Genomic DNA, 16151 nt, shown 5'->3' on the forward strand with positions numbered 1-16151 from the left:
CATCACCGCCGACGCGGACCGACTGGCTGCCGACGATGCCGCCCAGGGAGATCACCGCGACCTCGGTCGTGCCCCCACCGATGTCGACGATCATGTTCCCGGTCGGCTCCTGCACCGGCAGCCCGGCGCCGATGGCGGCCGCCATCGGCTCCTCGATGATGTAGGCGGGCTTGCGGGCGCCGGCGTACTCGGCGGCTTCCTGCACGGCTCGCTGCTCGACGCCGGTGATGCCGGACGGCACGCAGATGACCATGCGGGGCTTGCTCCAGCGACGGTTGTTCACCTTCTGGATGAAGTAGCGGAGCATCTTCTCGCAGATCTCGAAGTCGGCGATGACGCCGTCCTTGAGGGGGCGGATCGCCTGGATGTGCGCGGGCGTGCGGCCGATCATCCGCTTGGCCTCCACGCCCACCGCGAGCGGGCGGCCGTCCCGGACGTTGACGGCGACGACGGACGGCTCGTTGAGCACGATCCCACGGCCGCGCACGTACACCACCGTGTTGGCGGTGCCCAGGTCGACCGCCATGTCGCGGCCCATCAGGGAGGAGAGGGGGTTGTCAGACACGGGACCTCCGAGGCCGGTGGCCGCTGGGCGCGATCCCGGCGAGCATAGGCGCTGTCACGGGACCGCAACAATCGTCTCTCTAGCCGACGGGGCCGCCCGGGTGGTGGACCCCGGCCCTGACCAGGGCCGATCCCGGGCCGGGACGGCGGATCAGGCCCGGTCGGCGAACCAGAGCCCGATCTCCCGGGCGGCCGACTCCGGGCCGTCGGAGCCGTGGACCAGGTTCTCGGCCGTGGTGGTGGCGAGGTCGCCCCGGATGGAGCCGGGCTGGGCCTCGCCCACCTGGGTCTTGCCGATCAGGGTGCGGCACAGGTGCCAGGTGTCGTCCTCGGGGCCCTCGACGATCATGGCGAACACCGGCGACCGCGTCAGGAAGTCGACCAGCTCCCCGTAGAAGGGCCGCTCGGCGTGCTCGGCGTAGTGCTCCTCGGCCAGCTCCCGGGGCACCGACCGCAGCTCGGCCGCCACCAGCCGCAGGCCCTTGCGCTCGATGCGAGCCACGATCTCGCCCACCAGCCCCCGCTCGACGGCGTCGGGCTTGCACATCACGAAGGTCCGGGAGGTCATGGCGCCGCAACGTAGCGACCCGCCCCTCCGCCGCCCAACCGGGGCTCGGGCCTCAGTCGCCGAGGTGGCCGCTCCAGGCCCCGTCGGGGTGGAGGGTCAGCACCTCGACCCCGTCGTCGGTGACGGCCAAGGTGTGCTCGAACTGGGCGGTGCGGCGCCCGTCGGTGGTGACGGCGGTCCAGTCGTCGGCCCACAGCCGGTGCTCCCAGGCCCCCAGGGCGATCATGGGCTCGATGGTGAAGGTCATGCCCGGCTCCATCCGCACCACCTCGTCGCGGGGCTCGAAGTAGTGGAGGATGTGCAGCCCGGTGTGGAACTCCCGGGCCACGCCGTGGCCGGTGAAGGCCCGCACCACCGAGAAGCCCTCGGCCTCGGCGTGGGCCTGGATGGCCCGGCCGATGTCGCTGGTGGGCCGGCCCGGGCGCACCGCCTCGATCCCCCGCTCCAGGCACTCCCGGGTGACCCGCACCAGCCGGCGGCTCAACTCGTCCACCGTGCCCACCAGGAAGGTGGCGTTGGTGTCGCCGTGGACGCCCTCCCGGAACAGGGTGACGTCCAGGTTGACGATGTCGCCGTCGCGCAGGGGCCGGGCATCGGGGATGCCGTGGCAGATGACCTCGTTGACCGACGTGCACAGCGACTTGGGGAAGCCGCCGTAGTTGAGGGGGCTGGGGTAGCCCCCGGCCTCCACGCACAGGCGGTGGCAGAGCGCGTCCAGCTCGTCGGTGGTGACCCCGGGGGCCACCGCCTCCCCGACGGTGCGCAGGATCTCGGCCGCCGCCGCCCCGGTGCGACCCATGGCGTCGAGGGTGGCCGTGTCCTGGACGTCGGGGACGTCACGGCGGCTCCGGTCGCCGGCCGCCGCGTAGTGGGGGCGCTCGATCACCTCGGGCACCTCCCGGGTGGGGCTGGTCGCCGCCGGGCGGATGCGCTCGGTGGAGGGGCCGTGGCAGCGCTTGAACTTGCGGCCCGACCCGCACCAGCACGGGTCGTTGGCCCGCAGCTTGGTGGGGTCGACGAGCGACGGCGCGCCGGTCACGGGGCGACCTCCAGGTCGGCGGCGAGGGCGGCCCGGACGGGGCCGGCGACGTACAGCGACCCGGTGACCAGCACCAGGTCGTCCTCGGTGGCCAGGGCCAGGGCCCGACGCACGGCTTCGACCGGGGCGGGCACGGACTCGGCGGCGGCGCCCATCCGCAGGGCCACGGCGGCCAGCTCGGCGGCCGGGACGGCCCGCGGCGAGGCCGGGGTGCAGGTGATGACCAGCCCGGCGTCGGCCACCCTCAGGGCGGCCAGCACCTCCTCGGGGTCGCGCCCGCCCAGCATGCCGACCACGACCAGGAGCGAACCGGGCAGGGCCATGTCGTCGGCCAGGGTGGCGGCGGTGGCCGCCGCCCCCTCGACGTTGTGGGCGGCGTCGACCACCACGGTGGGGTGGCGGCTGACGACCTCGAACCGGCCGGGCAGGGTGAGCCCGGCGAAGGCCTCGGTCACCGTCTCCTCCGAGGGCGGCCGGCCCAGGAACGCCTCGACCGCGGCCAGGGCCACCGCCGCGTTCTCGCCCTGGTGGGCCCCGTGGACCGGCAGGTACACCTCGTCGGTGCGGCCCCCCGGGGTCCGCAGGTCGACCAGGCGCCCCCCCACCGCCACCCGGTCGGCGGCCACCCCGAAGTCCTCGTCCCGCACCCAGGTCTCGCCGGCGCCGGCCGCCGCGAACACGTCGCGCAGGGCCGGGGCGGTCTCGCCCAGCACCAGGACGTCGGTGACCCCGGGCTTCACGATGCCGGCCTTCTCGGAGGCGATGGCCTGGCGCCAGCCCTGGGCCCCGTCGGTGTGGTCCCGGCCCACGTTGGTGCACACCGCCACCGTGGCGTCGGCCACGTTGGTGGCGTCGTAGCGACCCAGCATGCCCACCTCGACCACGGCCACGTCGACGGCCAGCTCGGCGAACCAGGCGAAGGCCGCCGCGGTCAGGATCTCGAAGTACGAGGGGGTGACGCCGGCCGTCGCCTCCAGGGCGGCGATGTCGCCGATGAGGCGGCCCAGGGTGTCGTCGTCGACCGGCTCGCCGTCCCAGGCCAGGCGCTCGTTCAGCTGCTCCAGATGGGGGCTGGAGTAGGTGCCCACCGACAGGCCCTGGGCCCGAAGCAGGGCGGTGGCCATGCGCGCCACCGAGCCCTTGCCGTTGGTGCCGGTGACGTGGATGACCGGGTAGGCGCGCTGGGGGTCACCCAGGGTGTGGGCCAGGCGGGTCATGCGCTCCAGCGACAGGCCCTCGACCCGGCCGGCCACCGCTTCGAGGTTGGTGTGGGCGTCGAGGTAGCGCAGGGCCGAGGGGAGGTTCACAGGCCTGCCACGCTACCGGCCGGGGCCGGGGCGCCCCCCGGCGACCGGGCTGTCAGGCCACCCGGGCCCGGACCTCGCCGGCCCGGTCGCGGGCCGCCTCGGCCAGCTCCGGGGCCCGGTCGCGGGCCACCTCGGCCAGCTCGCCGACCCGCTCGCGGGCCTTCTCGGCCAGCTCGGGGGCGCGGTCGCGGGCCACCTCGGCCAGCTCGCCGGCCCGGGCCCGGGCCGTCCGGGCGTGGGGTCGGGCCGTGTCGATGGCCACCTCGGTGAGGTCGAAGGCCTTCTCCCGAGCCGTGTCGGTCAGGGCCCGCACGTGGGGCCGGGTGGCATCGGCGATCTCGAAGATGGAGTGCGAGGCCCGCTCGGCCAGCTCCTCCACGTGGGGCAGGGCGGCCTCGGCCGCGTCCAGGGCCCGGTCGACGGCGCCCTCCACCCGGCGGGTCACGAACCCGGCCTTCTGCTTGGCCTTGCCGGCCACCACGGCCACCGCCCCGGCCCGCCGTGCCCTGCGGCCGGCACGCCACTGGAGCACCAGGCCCACGGCACCGCCCACCGCCGCGCCCTCGGCCGCCCCTTTGAGGATGCCGGGGACCGGGTCGACCTCGGGGTCGGGGGCCCGTGATGCCTGGACGGCGGCCACCCCGGCACCGACGACGCTCCCGATCAGGGCTCCCTTGATGGCCTTGTGCACAGCTGTCCTCCGAGGCTCGCGGTGGGCGGGTCACTGCCCCGGCACCGGCTGGCCACGCTAGTCGGGGTGAGCCGGCGACGAGGCCGGGGAGGGCGCCCTCTACGTGCCTGCGCGGCCAGCTCGGCGTACGGCCGACCCGCCCGCCTCCGCCTCTGGCGTCCACACGTCGGCGTCCGGCATGCGATCCACCGCCCACCGGGTGGCCAGGCGGGTCGTGATCCGGGGTCCGAGCCGGGGGGCCACCTCCCACAACCCGACGGGCCAGCCCCGCCGCCGTCCTGCGAGGCCGAGTCGGACCGCCAACGCCAGGAGCCCGACGCCCGTCGGGCCGAGGACGGCGACGAGCTGGCTGTACTCCCACTCCACCCACTGCCAGTAGGTGGTGAGAGAGAGCAACGCGGCCCCGACGGCGACAGCCGTCCCCGCTCCGAGGGCGGCGAGGGTCGTCCCCCTCTCTCCCACGACGGGACGGGGAGGGATGCTCCGGGAGCGCCGAAGGGCTCGCACCCCGGCCGCGGCGAGCAGCAGTCCCACCACGGCGCCGGCAACACCGTAGGGACGGGCCAGCGCCACCACATCGGCCGGCGCCGGTTCGCTGGAGAAGTCGCTCACCGGCCAGAACCGTTGGTGCCGCACAGCCCAGAGGTAGGTGAGCAGCCCGAGGCTCAGGGGCAGGCCGAGGGCGGCGGCGAGGCGGGCGATAGGGGTGTTCGGCACCGCCGTCGTCGGGATCCGGACCCACACCATGTGCGGGTTGCTCCCGCCGGCCACCAGCCCGTGGCGCGCTCGCAGCCTGTTCCGCTCCCACTCGCCCCAGAGCCGCCAACCGACGAAGGACATCGCCATGGAGACGGTCATCCAGAGCAGGGCGTGGTCCAACCGCCTCGACAAAGCCAGGACCGGCAGGTAGGGGAGGAAACCCGTGGCGATCCGGCGCAGGACGGCGTTCCGTCGGTAGCGCGGATCCTCCAGCCGGTCGTAGATCCACCAGATCCAACGGGGGTGGATGGTCAGGCCGAATTCGAAGGCCAGCCGGGTGAGGAACGGCGGCCGACGCTGATGGCGGGTGCGGAGGCCGCCCCGCACCAGGTCGACCGCCATCCTGAGCGGAAGGTGCGAGACCCCTGGGGGGAGGGTGTCGAGCGCCGTAGCCACGATCTCGTCGCCCTGCTCGGCCCGCATGCGCCGCGGGTAGGCGGCGAGCAGACGGCGGATCTGGGCCTCGGGCCCGCTCGTGCCAACGCTCACGGGGTCACCGCGCCCGGAGGGACCGGAGAACCGGCCAGTTCCTCCCGGGCCGCAGCCACGGCGGCGGCCCGGCGCTCGACCTCCTCGTTCAGGGCGGCGGCCCCGCGGTCGGTGAGCCGGTAGTAGCGGCGCTCCCGACCCTCGACGACCTCCGTGCGGGTGGCCGTCACCTGGCCTTCGGAGGTGAGTCGATCAAGGGCGCCGTAGAGGGTGCCGGGCCCGAGGCGCAGCGCACCGCCGGTCAGGTCGCGCACCCGCTGGATGATCCCGTAGCCGTGACGCTCCCCCCGGGCCAGGGCGACCAGGATGTGAAAGGTGGCGTCCCGCACGAACCCACCATATATCGCCTACCGATACATCGGCAACCGATGCATGTGGGTCAGGAGGCGGCGCGGCGGGGGCGGGGGGCGCGGCGCTCGGCGGTGCGGGGCACGAGGGTGGGGTTCACCTTCTCGCGGACGACGTCGGCGTCGATGACCACCTTCTCGATGTCGGTGCGGCCCGGCAGGTCGTACATGGTGTTGAGGAGGACCTCCTCCAGGATGGCCCGCAGGCCCCGGGCCCCGGTGCCCCGGAGGATGGCCTGGTCGGCGATGGCCTCCAGGGCGTCGTCGGTCAGCTCCAGGTCCACGTTCTCGTACTCGAAGAACTTCTGGTACTGCTTGGCCAGGGCGTTGCGGGGCTCGACCAGGATGCGGACCAGCGCCTCCCGGTCCAGGTTGGCCACCGCCCCGATGACCGGCAGTCGGCCGATGAACTCGGGGATGAGGCCGAACTTGAGCAGGTCCTCGGGCAGGACGTTGGTCAGCACGTCGCCCATCTCCCTCTCGTCGGCCCGGCGGATGTCGGCCCCGAAGCCCACGCCCTTGGCCCCGGACCGGCTCTCGATGATGCGCTCGATCCCGGCGAAGGCCCCGCCGCAGATGAACAGGATGTTGGTCGTGTCGACCTGGATGAACTCCTGGTGCGGGTGCTTGCGGCCCCCCTGGGGCGGCACCGAGGCCACCGTGCCCTCCAGGATCTTCAGCAGGGCCTGCTGGACGCCCTCGCCGGAGACGTCGCGGGTGATCGACGGGTTCTCGGCCTTGCGGGCCACCTTGTCGATCTCGTCGATGTAGATGATGCCGGTCTCGGCCTTCTTGACGTCGTAGTCGGCGGCCTGGATCAGCTTGAGGAGGATGTTCTCGACGTCCTCGCCCACGTAGCCGGCCTCGGTGAGGGCGGTGGCATCGGCGATGGCGAAGGGGACGTTGAGCAGGCGGGCCAGGGTCTGGGCCAACAGGGTCTTGCCGCAGCCGGTGGGCCCGATGAGCAGGATGTTGGACTTGGCCAGCTCGACGTCGTCACCGTGGGCCCGCTGGCTGCCCAGCTGGACCCGCTTGTAGTGGTTGTAGACGGCGACCGAGAGGATCTTCTTGGCCTGCTCCTGGCCGATGATGAAGTCGTTCAGGAAGTCGAAGATCTCCCGGGGCTTGGGCAGGTCCTCCAGGGTGAGGTCGGCCCCTTCGGACAGCTCCTCCTCGATGATCTCGTTGCAGAGGTCGATGCACTCGTCGCAGATGTAGACGCTGGGGCCGGCGATGAGCTTCTTGACCTGCTTCTGCGACTTGCCGCAGAACGAGCACTTGAGGAGCTCGCCACCTTCTCCGAACTTGGCCACCGGGTTCCCCTGTCGGTCGTCGTAGGTGTCGGTCGGACGCGGTCGTCAGCCCGCGGCGGTGATGGGGCCGCTGCGGTCCGCCGCCTCGCGGGAGGCGATGACCTCGTCGATGATGCCGTAGTCCTTGGCCTCCGGCGCGGACAGCACGAAGTCGCGGTCGGTGTCGCGCTGGATCCTGTCGACCTCCTGGCCGCTGTGGCGGGCCAGGATCTCGTTCAGCAGGTCGCGCATGCGCAGGATCTCGCGGGCCTGGATCTCGATGTCGGAGGCCTGGCCCCCACCGCTGCCCCACGGCTGGTGCAGCAGCACCCGGGCGTGGGGCAGGGCCATGCGCTTGCCCGGCGTGCCTGCGGCCAGCAGCACGGCGGCGGCCGAGGCGGCCTGGCCGTAGCAGATGGTGGCGATGTCGGGCTTGACGTACTGCATGGTGTCGTAGATGGCGAACAGCGCGGTGATGTCGCCACCGGGGCTGTTGATGTAGATGTTGATGTCCTTGTCGGGGTTCTCCGACTCCAGGTGCAACAGCTGGGCCGACACCAGGTTGGCGATGGTGTCGTCGATGGGCGTGCCCAGGAAGATGATGTGGTCCTTGAGCAGGCGGGAGTAGAGGTCGAAGGCCCGCTCCCCCCGGTTCGTCTGCTCGACGACGGTGGGGACGAGGTAGCTGTAGGCCGGTTCCATCAGGTGTCCTGCTCGTGGGGGGCGGGGGCGCCAGTGCCGTCGGTGGGCTCGTCGTCGTCGGCCAGGAGCGTGTCACGGTCGATGGGGGCGCCGTCGGCATCGACCACCTCCACCCGCTCCAGGACCCAGTCCATGGCCTTGCGGGTGCGCACGTCGGAGCGTACCAACGGCATCTGCTGGTTGCGCTCGAACTGGGCCCGCACCTTGGCCGGCGGCTGGCCCACCCGGGCCGCCACCATCTCGACCTCGTGGTCGAGCTCGTCGTCGTCGACCTCGATGCCCTCGGACGAGGCCACGGCCCGCAGGGCCAGGTCGACCCGGACCGCCCGCTGGGCCGCGCCGCGGAGGTCGTCGCGGAAGGCGTCAGGGTCCTGGCCGGTGCTGCGCAGGTAGTCCCCCAGGTCGATGCCCTGGGCCTGGAGCCGGAGGGCCAGGTCCTGGAGGCGGGTCTGCATCTCGCTCTCGACCAGAGGCTCGGGCGGGTCCTCGGTGACCAGCTCGGCCAGGGCATCGGCGGTGCGCTCGCGCAGGGCCATGCGGGCCTGGGCGAGCTTGACCGTCGACAGGCGGGTGGCGAGGTCGGCCCGCAGCTCGGCCACGGTGTCGAACTCGGAGGCCTCGGCGGCGAAGGCGTCGTCCAGGTCGGGGAGGATCACCTCGCGGATCTCCTTCACCACCACCTCGAAGTCGACGGGCTCGCCGTCGCCGGGGTGCTGGGCGGTGAAGGCCAGGGTGGCCCCCGCCTCGGCGCCGGTGAGGCTCTCGTCCAACTCTGGCACCACGCTGCCGGCCCCGACCCGGTACTGGTAGCCCTCGGCGGTGAGGCCGTCGACGGCCTCGCCGTCGCGGGCGCCGGAGATGTCGATGGTGACGGTGTCGCCCTCGGCCGCCGGGCGCTCGACCACCGAGAGGGTGGCGAACTGCTCGCGCAGGTGCTCGACCCGCTGGTCGACGTCGGCCTCGGTGGCGTCGGGGCCGTCGATGACGACCCGGAGCGAGGCGTAGCCCCCGACCAGGATCTCGGGCCGGACCTCCACCACGGCGTCGAAGGCCACCGGGCCCTCGTCCTGGCCCGAGGTGATCTCGATCTCGGGCGGGGCGATGGCGTCGACCTCGTGGTCGGTCAGGGCCTGGGCGTAGTACTCGGGGAGAGCGTGCTGGAGGGCGTCGCTGCGGGCCGCCTCGGTGCCCAGGCGGGCCTCGAGCACCTTGCGGGGCACCTTCCCGGGCCGGAACCCCGGCATCCGCACCTCGCGGGCCATGCGCCGGAAGGCGGCGTCGACCTCCCGCTCGAAGTCACCGGCGGGGACCTCGACGCTGACCTTGACCTTGTTGCCCTCGACGGGCTCGACGCTGGACTCCATGAGGGCGCTCACTCTACCGGTGGAGCCCACCGCGGCCGGCACCCTGGGGACGGGCCGCGCTCCGTCGTGCCGGGACGGCCGACGATCCGCCCCGGGGGCGTCAGGCGGTGGCCTACGGTGGGCGGCGCGGCGCCCCCACCCCCCTCCCTCGTGATCGTCTCCACCGTCTCCCTCGCCACCGGCCCCCTCCTGGTCGCGGCCGCCCTGCTGGCCAGCGCCGGGGTGGCCAAGCTGGGGCGCCCGGCCCCCACTGGCCTGGCCCTGGCCCGGGCCGGCCTCCCCGGCTCCGACCCGGTGGTGCGGGCCCTGGGTGCCGTCGAGGTCGCCGCCGCCGCGGGCACGGCCCTGCTCGGCGGGGTCGTGGCCGCTCCCCTGGGCCTGCTCTACGCCGGCTTCGCCGCCTTCACCGCCGTCCAGGCCCGGGCCGCCCGGGGCGGGGGCGCGGCGGCCGACTGCGGGTGCTTCGGCGACCGCTCGGCGCCCGTGGGCGCCACCCACGTCGTGGTCAACGTGGCCGCCACCGGGGTGGCGGCCTGGGCCCTGGCCACCGGGGCCGACGGCCTGCTGGACGCGGCGGGGGCGGCCCCCGGCGCCACCGCGGCCCTCACCCTCCTGGCCGTGGTGGGCGCGGTCGGGGTGCGGGCCCTGCTGACCGACCTGGCCGTGGTCCGGGCCCTGGTCGGGTCGGAGGCCGGGGCGTGACCGCGGTGGTGGTGGCCCTGGCCGTGGTGGTGGCCGTGCTGACGCTGCTGGTCCTCGGGCTGCTGCGCAGCCACGCCGACATCCTGCGCCGGCTGCACGAGATCGACGGGGGCACCGAGAGGGCGGGAGCGGCCCGCGGCTCGGCGCCCCGCACCGTGGGGCGCGACGAGTTCACCACCTTCCCCGAGGTCCAGGCCCCGCCCGAGCGGGAGGGCTTCACCGAGAGCCGGGACCTGTCGGGGGTGGGGGTCGACGACGATGCCCTGACCGTGCGGGTCACCGGGGTGCAGCACCGGACGCTGGTGGCCTTCCTGTCCGGGAGCTGCCTGACCTGCCAGCGCTTCTGGGACGCCTTCCAGAAGCCGGCCAAGCTGGGCCTGCCCTCCGACGTGCGCCCGGTCATCGTCACCAAGGGCCCGGAGGCCGAGAGCCCGGCCCGGGTGGCCGAGCTGGCTCCCCGTCAGGTGCCGGTGGTCATGGCCAGCGACGCCTGGGACGCCTACGACGTGCCCGGCTCGCCCTACTTCGTGCTGGTCGACGGGCGCACCGGCACCGTGCAGGGTGAGGGCACCGGCATCGACTGGCCCCAGGTGCGGGGGCTCCTGACCCAGGTCACCGACGACGCCACCTACGCCGAGGGCCTCGAGGCCCGCCGGGTGGCCAAGCACCGGGCCGACGACGAGCGGGAGCGACGGGTCGACACCGAGCTGCTGGCCGCCGGCATCGGCCCCGACGACCCCAGCCTCTACGGCGAGGCGGCTGACGAGGCCCCGCCGGCGGCCGACCGATGACCCTGCACGCGCCCATCCCGCGGAGGACCCGCCCATGAAGATCGAGGCCCACGGCATCCGGGCCGAGCTCCCCACCGGCTGGGAGGGTCGCATCACCCGCCGCACGTCGGGGGCGGCCCGCGCCCCGCGGGCCGCGGACGAGGGCCAGCCGGCCGGCCCCTCGCTGGGCGAGGACACCGGCCCGGTCCTCCACATGGCCAACTTCGCCCTGCCCGAGGGCCGGGGCGACTTCGGCAGCGGGGCCGTCGACGTCATGGGCACCGGGCACCTGCTGGTGGCCCTGGTCGAGTACGGGGCCGACAGCGCCGGCACGGCCCTCTTCCCCACCGTGTCCCGGGTGCCCACCCTCACCGCCCGCATGTTCGACCCCAACGGCCTCCAGCGCGTGAACCCGGGCCAGGCCGGCGCCCAGCGCTTCTTCACCCTCAACGGCCGGGCCTTCTGCCTGTACTCGGTGGTGGGCGACAAGCGGGACGCCCCCGGCCTGGCCGGCACGGCCAACGGCGTCACCGCCGGCATCGCGGTGGCGGCCCCGTGACCGGCGCCCCCCGCCCCTCGAACCCCGTGGAGCAACGATGAGCCCCCTCACGTCGTCGCGCCGGCGCCCGGCCCCGGCCAGCGGTCCCGGGGCCCCGGCGCCCACGCTCTCGGAGCGGATCGTGGCCCGCACCGCCGGCCTCCTCTCCGGCGGCCACAGCCGGCGCCGCTTCCTGGCCCGCACCGCGGTGGTGGGCTCGGCCCTGGCCGTGAACCCGGTGTCGTTCATCCTCAAGCCCGGCACCGCCTACGGCGCGGTGTGCGGGAGCTGCGGCGACGGCTGGACGGCGTTCTGCTGCACCATCAACGGCGGCCGCAACTCCTGCCCCCCCAACTCGTTCGTGGCCGGCTGGTGGAAGGCCGACAACGCCGCCTACTGCTGCGGCGGGCCGCGGTACATCATCGACTGCAACGCCACCTGCCCCACCCAGTGCGGCTGCCGGTGCAGCGGGGCCAGCTGCGACGGGCGCCGCACCTGCTGCAACCAGTTCCGCTACGGGCAGTGCAACCAGCACATCTCCTGCTACGGGCCGGTGGTGTGCCGGGTGGCGGTGTGCATCACCCCCTGGGCCTACGACGCGGCCTGCTCCACCCGGACCCTGACCGACAACGCCACCTCGCAGCACGGGGCCAACTGCCTCTCCGACGAGTGCGACTCGGCCATCACCCGCCGCTACTACGCCCTCGGCGGCCCCGCCGGGTTCCTCGGCGTCCGCACCACCGTCGAGGCCTCGACCCCCGAGGGCGGCGGCCGCTACGCCGCCTACCAGGGCGGCCGGCTCTACTGGAGCGGCGCCACCGGAGCCCACGAGGTCCACGGGTCGCTCCTCGACCTCTACGCCCTGTCGGGCTACACCGGCGGGCCCTACGGGTTCCCCACCAGCGACGTGGTCACCGGGGCCGGCGGCCGGGCCCGCATCTCCCGGTTCCAGAAGGGCGCCATCTACAAGTGGACGCCCGGCACCTTCGGCGTCCCCGCCCCGTACTGGAACACCTACCAGGCCTACGGGGCCGAGAGCACCAACGGGGCCCTGGGCCTGCCCACCGGGGCCAGCCGCACCGTCACCGGCGGGGCTCGCTACATCCCCTTCGAGCGGGGCCGCATCTACCGCCGGGGCGACACCGTGGCCGAGATCCACGGCTCGATCTTCGACAAGCACCAGCAGCTCGGCGGGTTCGACGGGGCCCTCGGCTTCCCCGTCAGCAGCGTGCTGACCTTCTCCGACGGGCGGGGCCGGGGCTCGATCTTCGAGAACGACGGGGTGATCTACACCACGGCCCAGACCGGGGCCCACGCCGTGTGGGGCCCGCTGCTCGACGCCTACCTGCGCTACGGCGGGTGGGAGTCCGACGCCGGCTACCCCACCTCCGACCGCGCCAACGTGGGCGACGGGCGGGGCACGACCTTCACCACCGAGCGGGCCCAGGTGTGGTCCACGCCCACCACCGGCGCCCACCTGGTACCCGAGGCCGTCCTGGTGGCCTACCGGGGCCGGGGCGGCCCGGCCGGCGACCTGGGCTACCCCACCGGGGACGTCACCCGGCCCAGCACCGGCACCTACCGGCAGGAGTTCGAGCACGGCGTGCTCACCGCCACCTCGCCCTACCCGGCGTTCGTGAAGGCCGTGTACCAGGACTTCGCCGACCGGGCCCCGACCCAGGCCGAGCTGGACTTCATCGTGGCCGGCCTGAGCACCGGCGGCGCCGGCCGGGCCGGCGTGGTGCAAGGGCGGGCCCAGGCCCCCGAGTACGTGGAGACGGTGGTCGAGCGCCTCTACGTCGACACCCTGGGCCGGCCCGGCGACCCCGCCGGCACCGCCTACTGGGTGCAGCAGATCCGCAGCGGGCGGCGCACCGTGGCCCAGGCCGCGACGTTCTTCTACGCCAGCGACGAGTACTACCGGGGCCTGGGGGGCGGCACCGACCGCACCTGGGTCGCCGACCTGTACCGCAAGCTCCTGGGCCGGGAGGGCAGCGCCGCCGACCTCGACTACTGGACGGCCCGCACCGCGTCACGGGGCCGCTCCAGCGTGGCCTCCAGCTTCTACCAGTCGACCGAGTCCCGCCGGACCCGGGTCCACCGGCTGTACCAGGACCTGCTGGGCCGCCGGGCCGACAGCGCCGGCCTGGCCTACTGGGCCGATCGCATCCGGACCCTGGGCGACCTGTCCCTGGCCGTCAACCTGGCCTCCTCGGACGAGTACTTCAGCCGGGCCCAGGTCCGCTACCCGCCGCCCCCGTGAGGCCCTGACCGGCGCCGGGGCGACCGGCCCAGCGGCTAGGTTCGGCGCTCCCGCGGGCGTAGCTCAATGGCCAGAGCTCCTGCCTTCCAAGCAGGTGATGCGGGTTCGATTCCCGTCGCCCGCTCCACCGCTCCCCTCCCCGCGCCGGTGACCTCAGGCCGAGCGGGTGAGCCAGCGGGTGCCCTTCTCCAGGCGGGTGCGGAGCTGGGGCGAGGTGGCCTCGGTGACCCGGCTGATGCCCGAGAGGCGGTTGAGCTCGGCGTTGACCTGGGCGTGGGACCAGCCCGTCGAGCGCACCAGGTCCCGGGCCAGTTGGGCGTTCAGCTCGCGCAGCCGCTTCTTGTCCTCGTGGCGGGGCAGCGCCGGGGCCGCCCCGGGGCCCACCGGCGTCACGCCGGCCAGGGGCGGGGGCGGGGCCAGCTCCAGGTCGAAGCCCTCCCCGTCGCCGTCGAGCTCGTCCAGCTCGTCCTCCTCGGCATCGGCGGGACCGGCGGCGTCGGTGGCCACCGCCGAGATCACCGCGAACAGCGACATCTGCTCCTCGGCCGGCACCTCGTCGGGTTGGGCACCGTCGTCCAGGCCGTCGTGGGGGCCGGGCCGCTCCCGGCGCTGGAGGGAGTGGCGGCGCTGCTCGGCGATCTGGTGGGCCAGGGTCCGCAGGCGCGGGTCGTCGGGGATGAACAGCCAGGCCCGCTGCTTGGGCACGCCCCGGGTCCAGCGCACGAAGCGGCCCACGGCCTGACGGAAGAACAGCTCGGTGCTGGTGGTGGTGGCGTAGACCCCGACCCGTAGGCGGGGGATGTCGACCCCCTCGGACACCATGCGCACCGCCACCAGCCACGGCTCGGCGCTCCTGGCGTAGAGGGCGATGCGGCTCGAGGCCCGGGGGTCGTCGGAGGTGACCACCGTGGCCCGGGTCTGGAACCGGCTGCGCAGGAGCTCGGCGATGCCGTGGGCGTGCTCCTGGTCGGTGGCGATGACCAGGCCCCCGGCGTCGGGCTGCTGGGCCCGCACCTCCATGAGCCTGGTGTGGGCCGACCGCAGCACGGTCGACAACCACTCCCCCTCCAGGGACAGGGCGGTGCGCAGGCGCTGGCTGGAGCGGACGGTGTCGAGGGCGTCGTCGAAGCTGGCCCCGTGCACGGAGCCGTCCGGGGCCGACCACTCCATCTGGCCGTTGGTGCGGGGGAAGTAGACGGGGCGGACGACGGCCCGGTCGGCCAGGGCGTCGCCGTAGCCGTACTCGAAGTCGGGCCGGGCCTCGTCCAGGTGGTAGTCGACGAAGGGGATGGCCCGGGTGTCGGAGCGGAACGGGGTGCCCGAGAGGCTGAGGCGCCGGTCCGAGCCCTCGAAGGCGTGCCGCACGGCCTCGCCCCAGGCCCGCTCGTCGGCGGCGTGGTGGATCTCGTCGAAGACCACGAAGGCCCCGGTGGCCAGGGGCCGCAGGGCGGCGGCGCTGGTGGCCACCTGCTGGTAGGTGGTGACGATGCCGTGCATGTCGGCGGGCAGGGCGCCATCGGCCGCCGACCACGACGGGTCGAGGTGGAGGGCGAAGCGGGCCGCGGCCTGGGCCCACTGCTGCTTGAGGTGGGCGGTCGGGGCCACCACGACCAGGCGGCCGGGCCGCTGGGCCAGGCGGTGGCGAGCCGCGGCCAGAGCGAAGGTGGTCTTGCCGGCGCCGGGGGTGGCCACGGCCAGGAAGTCGGGGCCGGAGGAGGCCGTGAAACGGTCGAACGCCGCCTTCTGCCAGGGTCGGAGTCGGATCGAGCGGGTCATGGCGGGCCGTCGAGCATGGCACGCCGCCGCCGGGCCCCCGCCACCCGCCGGGGCCCCCTCGTGCCTCCCATCGGGTGGAGCGGGGGGCGCCGGTGGTGTAGGCAGGGGGGGTGGAGGACCACTCCTTGGCCGAGTACTTCGCCGAGCTGGCCCGTCGGCTGCTCACGGTGGAGAGCGTCGAGGCGACGATGGAGGCCATCGTGACCGCCGCCGTCGACGTGGTCGACGAGTGCGGCCACGCCTCGTTGAGCCACACCCGGGGCAAGTCGCTCCTGAGCCGCTCCAGCAACGACGACATCGGGATCATCCTGGACGGCATCCAGACCGGCGCCCAGGAGGGGCCGTGCCTGGACGCCATCCGGCACGGGGAGGTCATCGTGGCCCCGGACCTGCGCATCCACGACCGGTGGCCTGCGTACGCACCCCGAGCCGTCGAGTCCACCGGCGTGATCAGCTCCATGGCCTACCCGCTCCACGAGGGGCCACGGATCGTCGGGGCCCTCAACCTGTTCTCCGACCAGGCCCACGGCTTCACCGGCGAGACCGAGCAGGAGGCGGTGGTCGCCATCCTGGCCGCCCACGCCACCCCGGCCCTGGTGGCCGCCCTCCGGCGCGAGGACTTCGCCGCCGCCCTGCGCAGCCGCGACATCATCGGCCAGGCCAAGGGCCTGCTCATGGCCCGGTCGTCGATCGACGCGGAGACCGCCTTCGACATGCTGGTGCGGGCGTCCCAGCGCACCAACCGCAAGCTGGCCGAGGTGGCAGAGAGCATCGTCACCGCCTCGCCGTCGGACGGCCCCCGGCGCTGACCACCGGGCGCGGGCTCACCCCGCGCCGAGGCTCCGCCCTCCCCCGCAACGGACGCCCCGGCGGCACCTACGATGGCGTCATTGGAGGGGTCCGATGAAGGTCCGCGACGGCTCGCTGCAACTTCGACCGGTCTCCGACCGCTGGCGGCTCTCCTTCACGCTGCTCATGAG

General features: G+C 74.1%; 16 protein-coding genes and 1 tRNA gene. 6 read left to right on the forward strand and 11 right to left on the reverse strand.

What is annotated here, in order from left to right; genetic code table 11:
- The 10 genes from mreB to tig all read right to left on the reverse strand — a co-directional run.
- Positions 1-538: rod shape-determining protein MreB (gene mreB, locus VEW93_04370; protein HYI61022.1), on the reverse strand; the 538-nt coding region annotated here is incomplete at its 3' end.
- Between the two features lie 177 nt (positions 539-715).
- On the reverse strand, positions 716-1132 hold the full coding sequence (gene ndk, locus VEW93_04375) for a nucleoside-diphosphate kinase (GenBank protein HYI61023.1): 417 nt from the start codon (positions 1130-1132) through the stop codon (positions 716-718).
- A 52-nt stretch (positions 1133-1184) separates the two neighbouring features.
- Positions 1185-2171 carry a type I methionyl aminopeptidase gene (gene map, locus VEW93_04380; protein ID HYI61024.1) on the reverse strand — a complete coding sequence of 329 codons (987 nt, stop codon included), beginning with the start codon at positions 2169-2171 and terminating at the stop codon, positions 1185-1187.
- The gene (locus VEW93_04385) at positions 2168-3478 is read right to left on the reverse strand and encodes a Mur ligase family protein (GenBank protein ID HYI61025.1); all 1311 of its coding nucleotides are present in this window, start codon (positions 3476-3478) and stop codon (positions 2168-2170) included. The genes map and VEW93_04385 overlap by 4 nt, the downstream gene beginning before the upstream one ends.
- Positions 3479-3530: 52 nt before the next feature.
- Positions 3531-4169 carry a hypothetical protein gene (locus tag VEW93_04390; protein HYI61026.1) on the reverse strand — a complete coding sequence of 213 codons (639 nt, stop codon included), beginning with the start codon at positions 4167-4169 and terminating at the stop codon, positions 3531-3533.
- Positions 4170-4268: 99 nt separating this feature from the next.
- Complete coding sequence (locus VEW93_04395; protein ID HYI61027.1) at positions 4269-5417, reverse strand: hypothetical protein; 1149 nt, start codon at positions 5415-5417, stop codon at positions 4269-4271.
- On the reverse strand, positions 5414-5746 hold the full coding sequence (locus tag VEW93_04400) for a PadR family transcriptional regulator (GenBank protein HYI61028.1): 333 nt from the start codon (positions 5744-5746) through the stop codon (positions 5414-5416). The genes VEW93_04395 and VEW93_04400 overlap by 4 nt, the downstream gene beginning before the upstream one ends.
- A 50-nt stretch (positions 5747-5796) precedes the next feature.
- Positions 5797-7077, reverse strand: a complete 1281-nt coding sequence (clpX, locus tag VEW93_04405; GenBank protein ID HYI61029.1) for an ATP-dependent Clp protease ATP-binding subunit ClpX — start codon at positions 7075-7077, stop codon at positions 5797-5799.
- A 45-nt stretch (positions 7078-7122) separates the two neighbouring features.
- Positions 7123-7758: an ATP-dependent Clp protease proteolytic subunit gene (locus VEW93_04410; GenBank protein HYI61030.1), complete on the reverse strand. Its 636-nt coding sequence runs from the start codon at positions 7756-7758 to the stop codon at positions 7123-7125.
- On the reverse strand, positions 7758-9122 hold the full coding sequence (gene tig, locus VEW93_04415; GenBank protein ID HYI61031.1) for a trigger factor: 1365 nt from the start codon (positions 9120-9122) through the stop codon (positions 7758-7760). The genes VEW93_04410 and tig overlap by 1 nt, the downstream gene beginning before the upstream one ends.
- Positions 9123-9272: 150 nt before the next feature.
- On the opposite strand from tig, the gene VEW93_04420 reads away from it, so the two are divergent.
- The 5 genes from VEW93_04420 to VEW93_04440 all read left to right on the forward strand — a co-directional run bounded on the left by VEW93_04420 (position 9273) and on the right by VEW93_04440 (position 13522).
- Positions 9273-9824 (forward strand): MauE/DoxX family redox-associated membrane protein, encoded by a 552-nt coding sequence (locus tag VEW93_04420; GenBank protein ID HYI61032.1) that lies wholly within the window; start codon positions 9273-9275, stop codon positions 9822-9824.
- On the forward strand, positions 9821-10615 hold the full coding sequence (locus VEW93_04425) for a hypothetical protein (GenBank protein ID HYI61033.1): 795 nt from the start codon (positions 9821-9823) through the stop codon (positions 10613-10615). The genes VEW93_04420 and VEW93_04425 overlap by 4 nt, the downstream gene beginning before the upstream one ends.
- 34 nt (positions 10616-10649) lie before the next feature.
- The gene (locus VEW93_04430) at positions 10650-11153 is read left to right on the forward strand and encodes a hypothetical protein (GenBank protein ID HYI61034.1); all 504 of its coding nucleotides are present in this window, start codon (positions 10650-10652) and stop codon (positions 11151-11153) included.
- A 37-nt stretch (positions 11154-11190) separates the two neighbouring features.
- Positions 11191-13395 (forward strand): DUF4214 domain-containing protein, encoded by a 2205-nt coding sequence (locus tag VEW93_04435; GenBank protein ID HYI61035.1) that lies wholly within the window; start codon positions 11191-11193, stop codon positions 13393-13395.
- 52 nt (positions 13396-13447) lie between these two features.
- Positions 13448-13522: transfer RNA gene (locus VEW93_04440), tRNA-Gly, on the forward strand.
- Between the two features lie 26 nt (positions 13523-13548).
- Here the strand turns inward: VEW93_04440 and VEW93_04445 are convergent.
- Complete coding sequence (locus tag VEW93_04445) at positions 13549-15171, reverse strand: DEAD/DEAH box helicase family protein (protein ID HYI61036.1); 1623 nt, start codon at positions 15169-15171, stop codon at positions 13549-13551.
- A gap of 110 nt (positions 15172-15281) precedes the next feature.
- Between VEW93_04445 and VEW93_04450 the strand changes: the two genes are divergently transcribed.
- On the forward strand, positions 15282-15980 hold the full coding sequence (locus VEW93_04450) for a GAF and ANTAR domain-containing protein (GenBank protein ID HYI61037.1): 699 nt from the start codon (positions 15282-15284) through the stop codon (positions 15978-15980).
- The last annotated feature ends 171 nt before the right edge of the window (positions 15981-16151 follow it).

This window comes from Acidimicrobiales bacterium, from assembly GCA_035630295.1.
Lineage (GTDB): Bacteria > Actinomycetota > Acidimicrobiia > Acidimicrobiales > Iamiaceae > Iamia.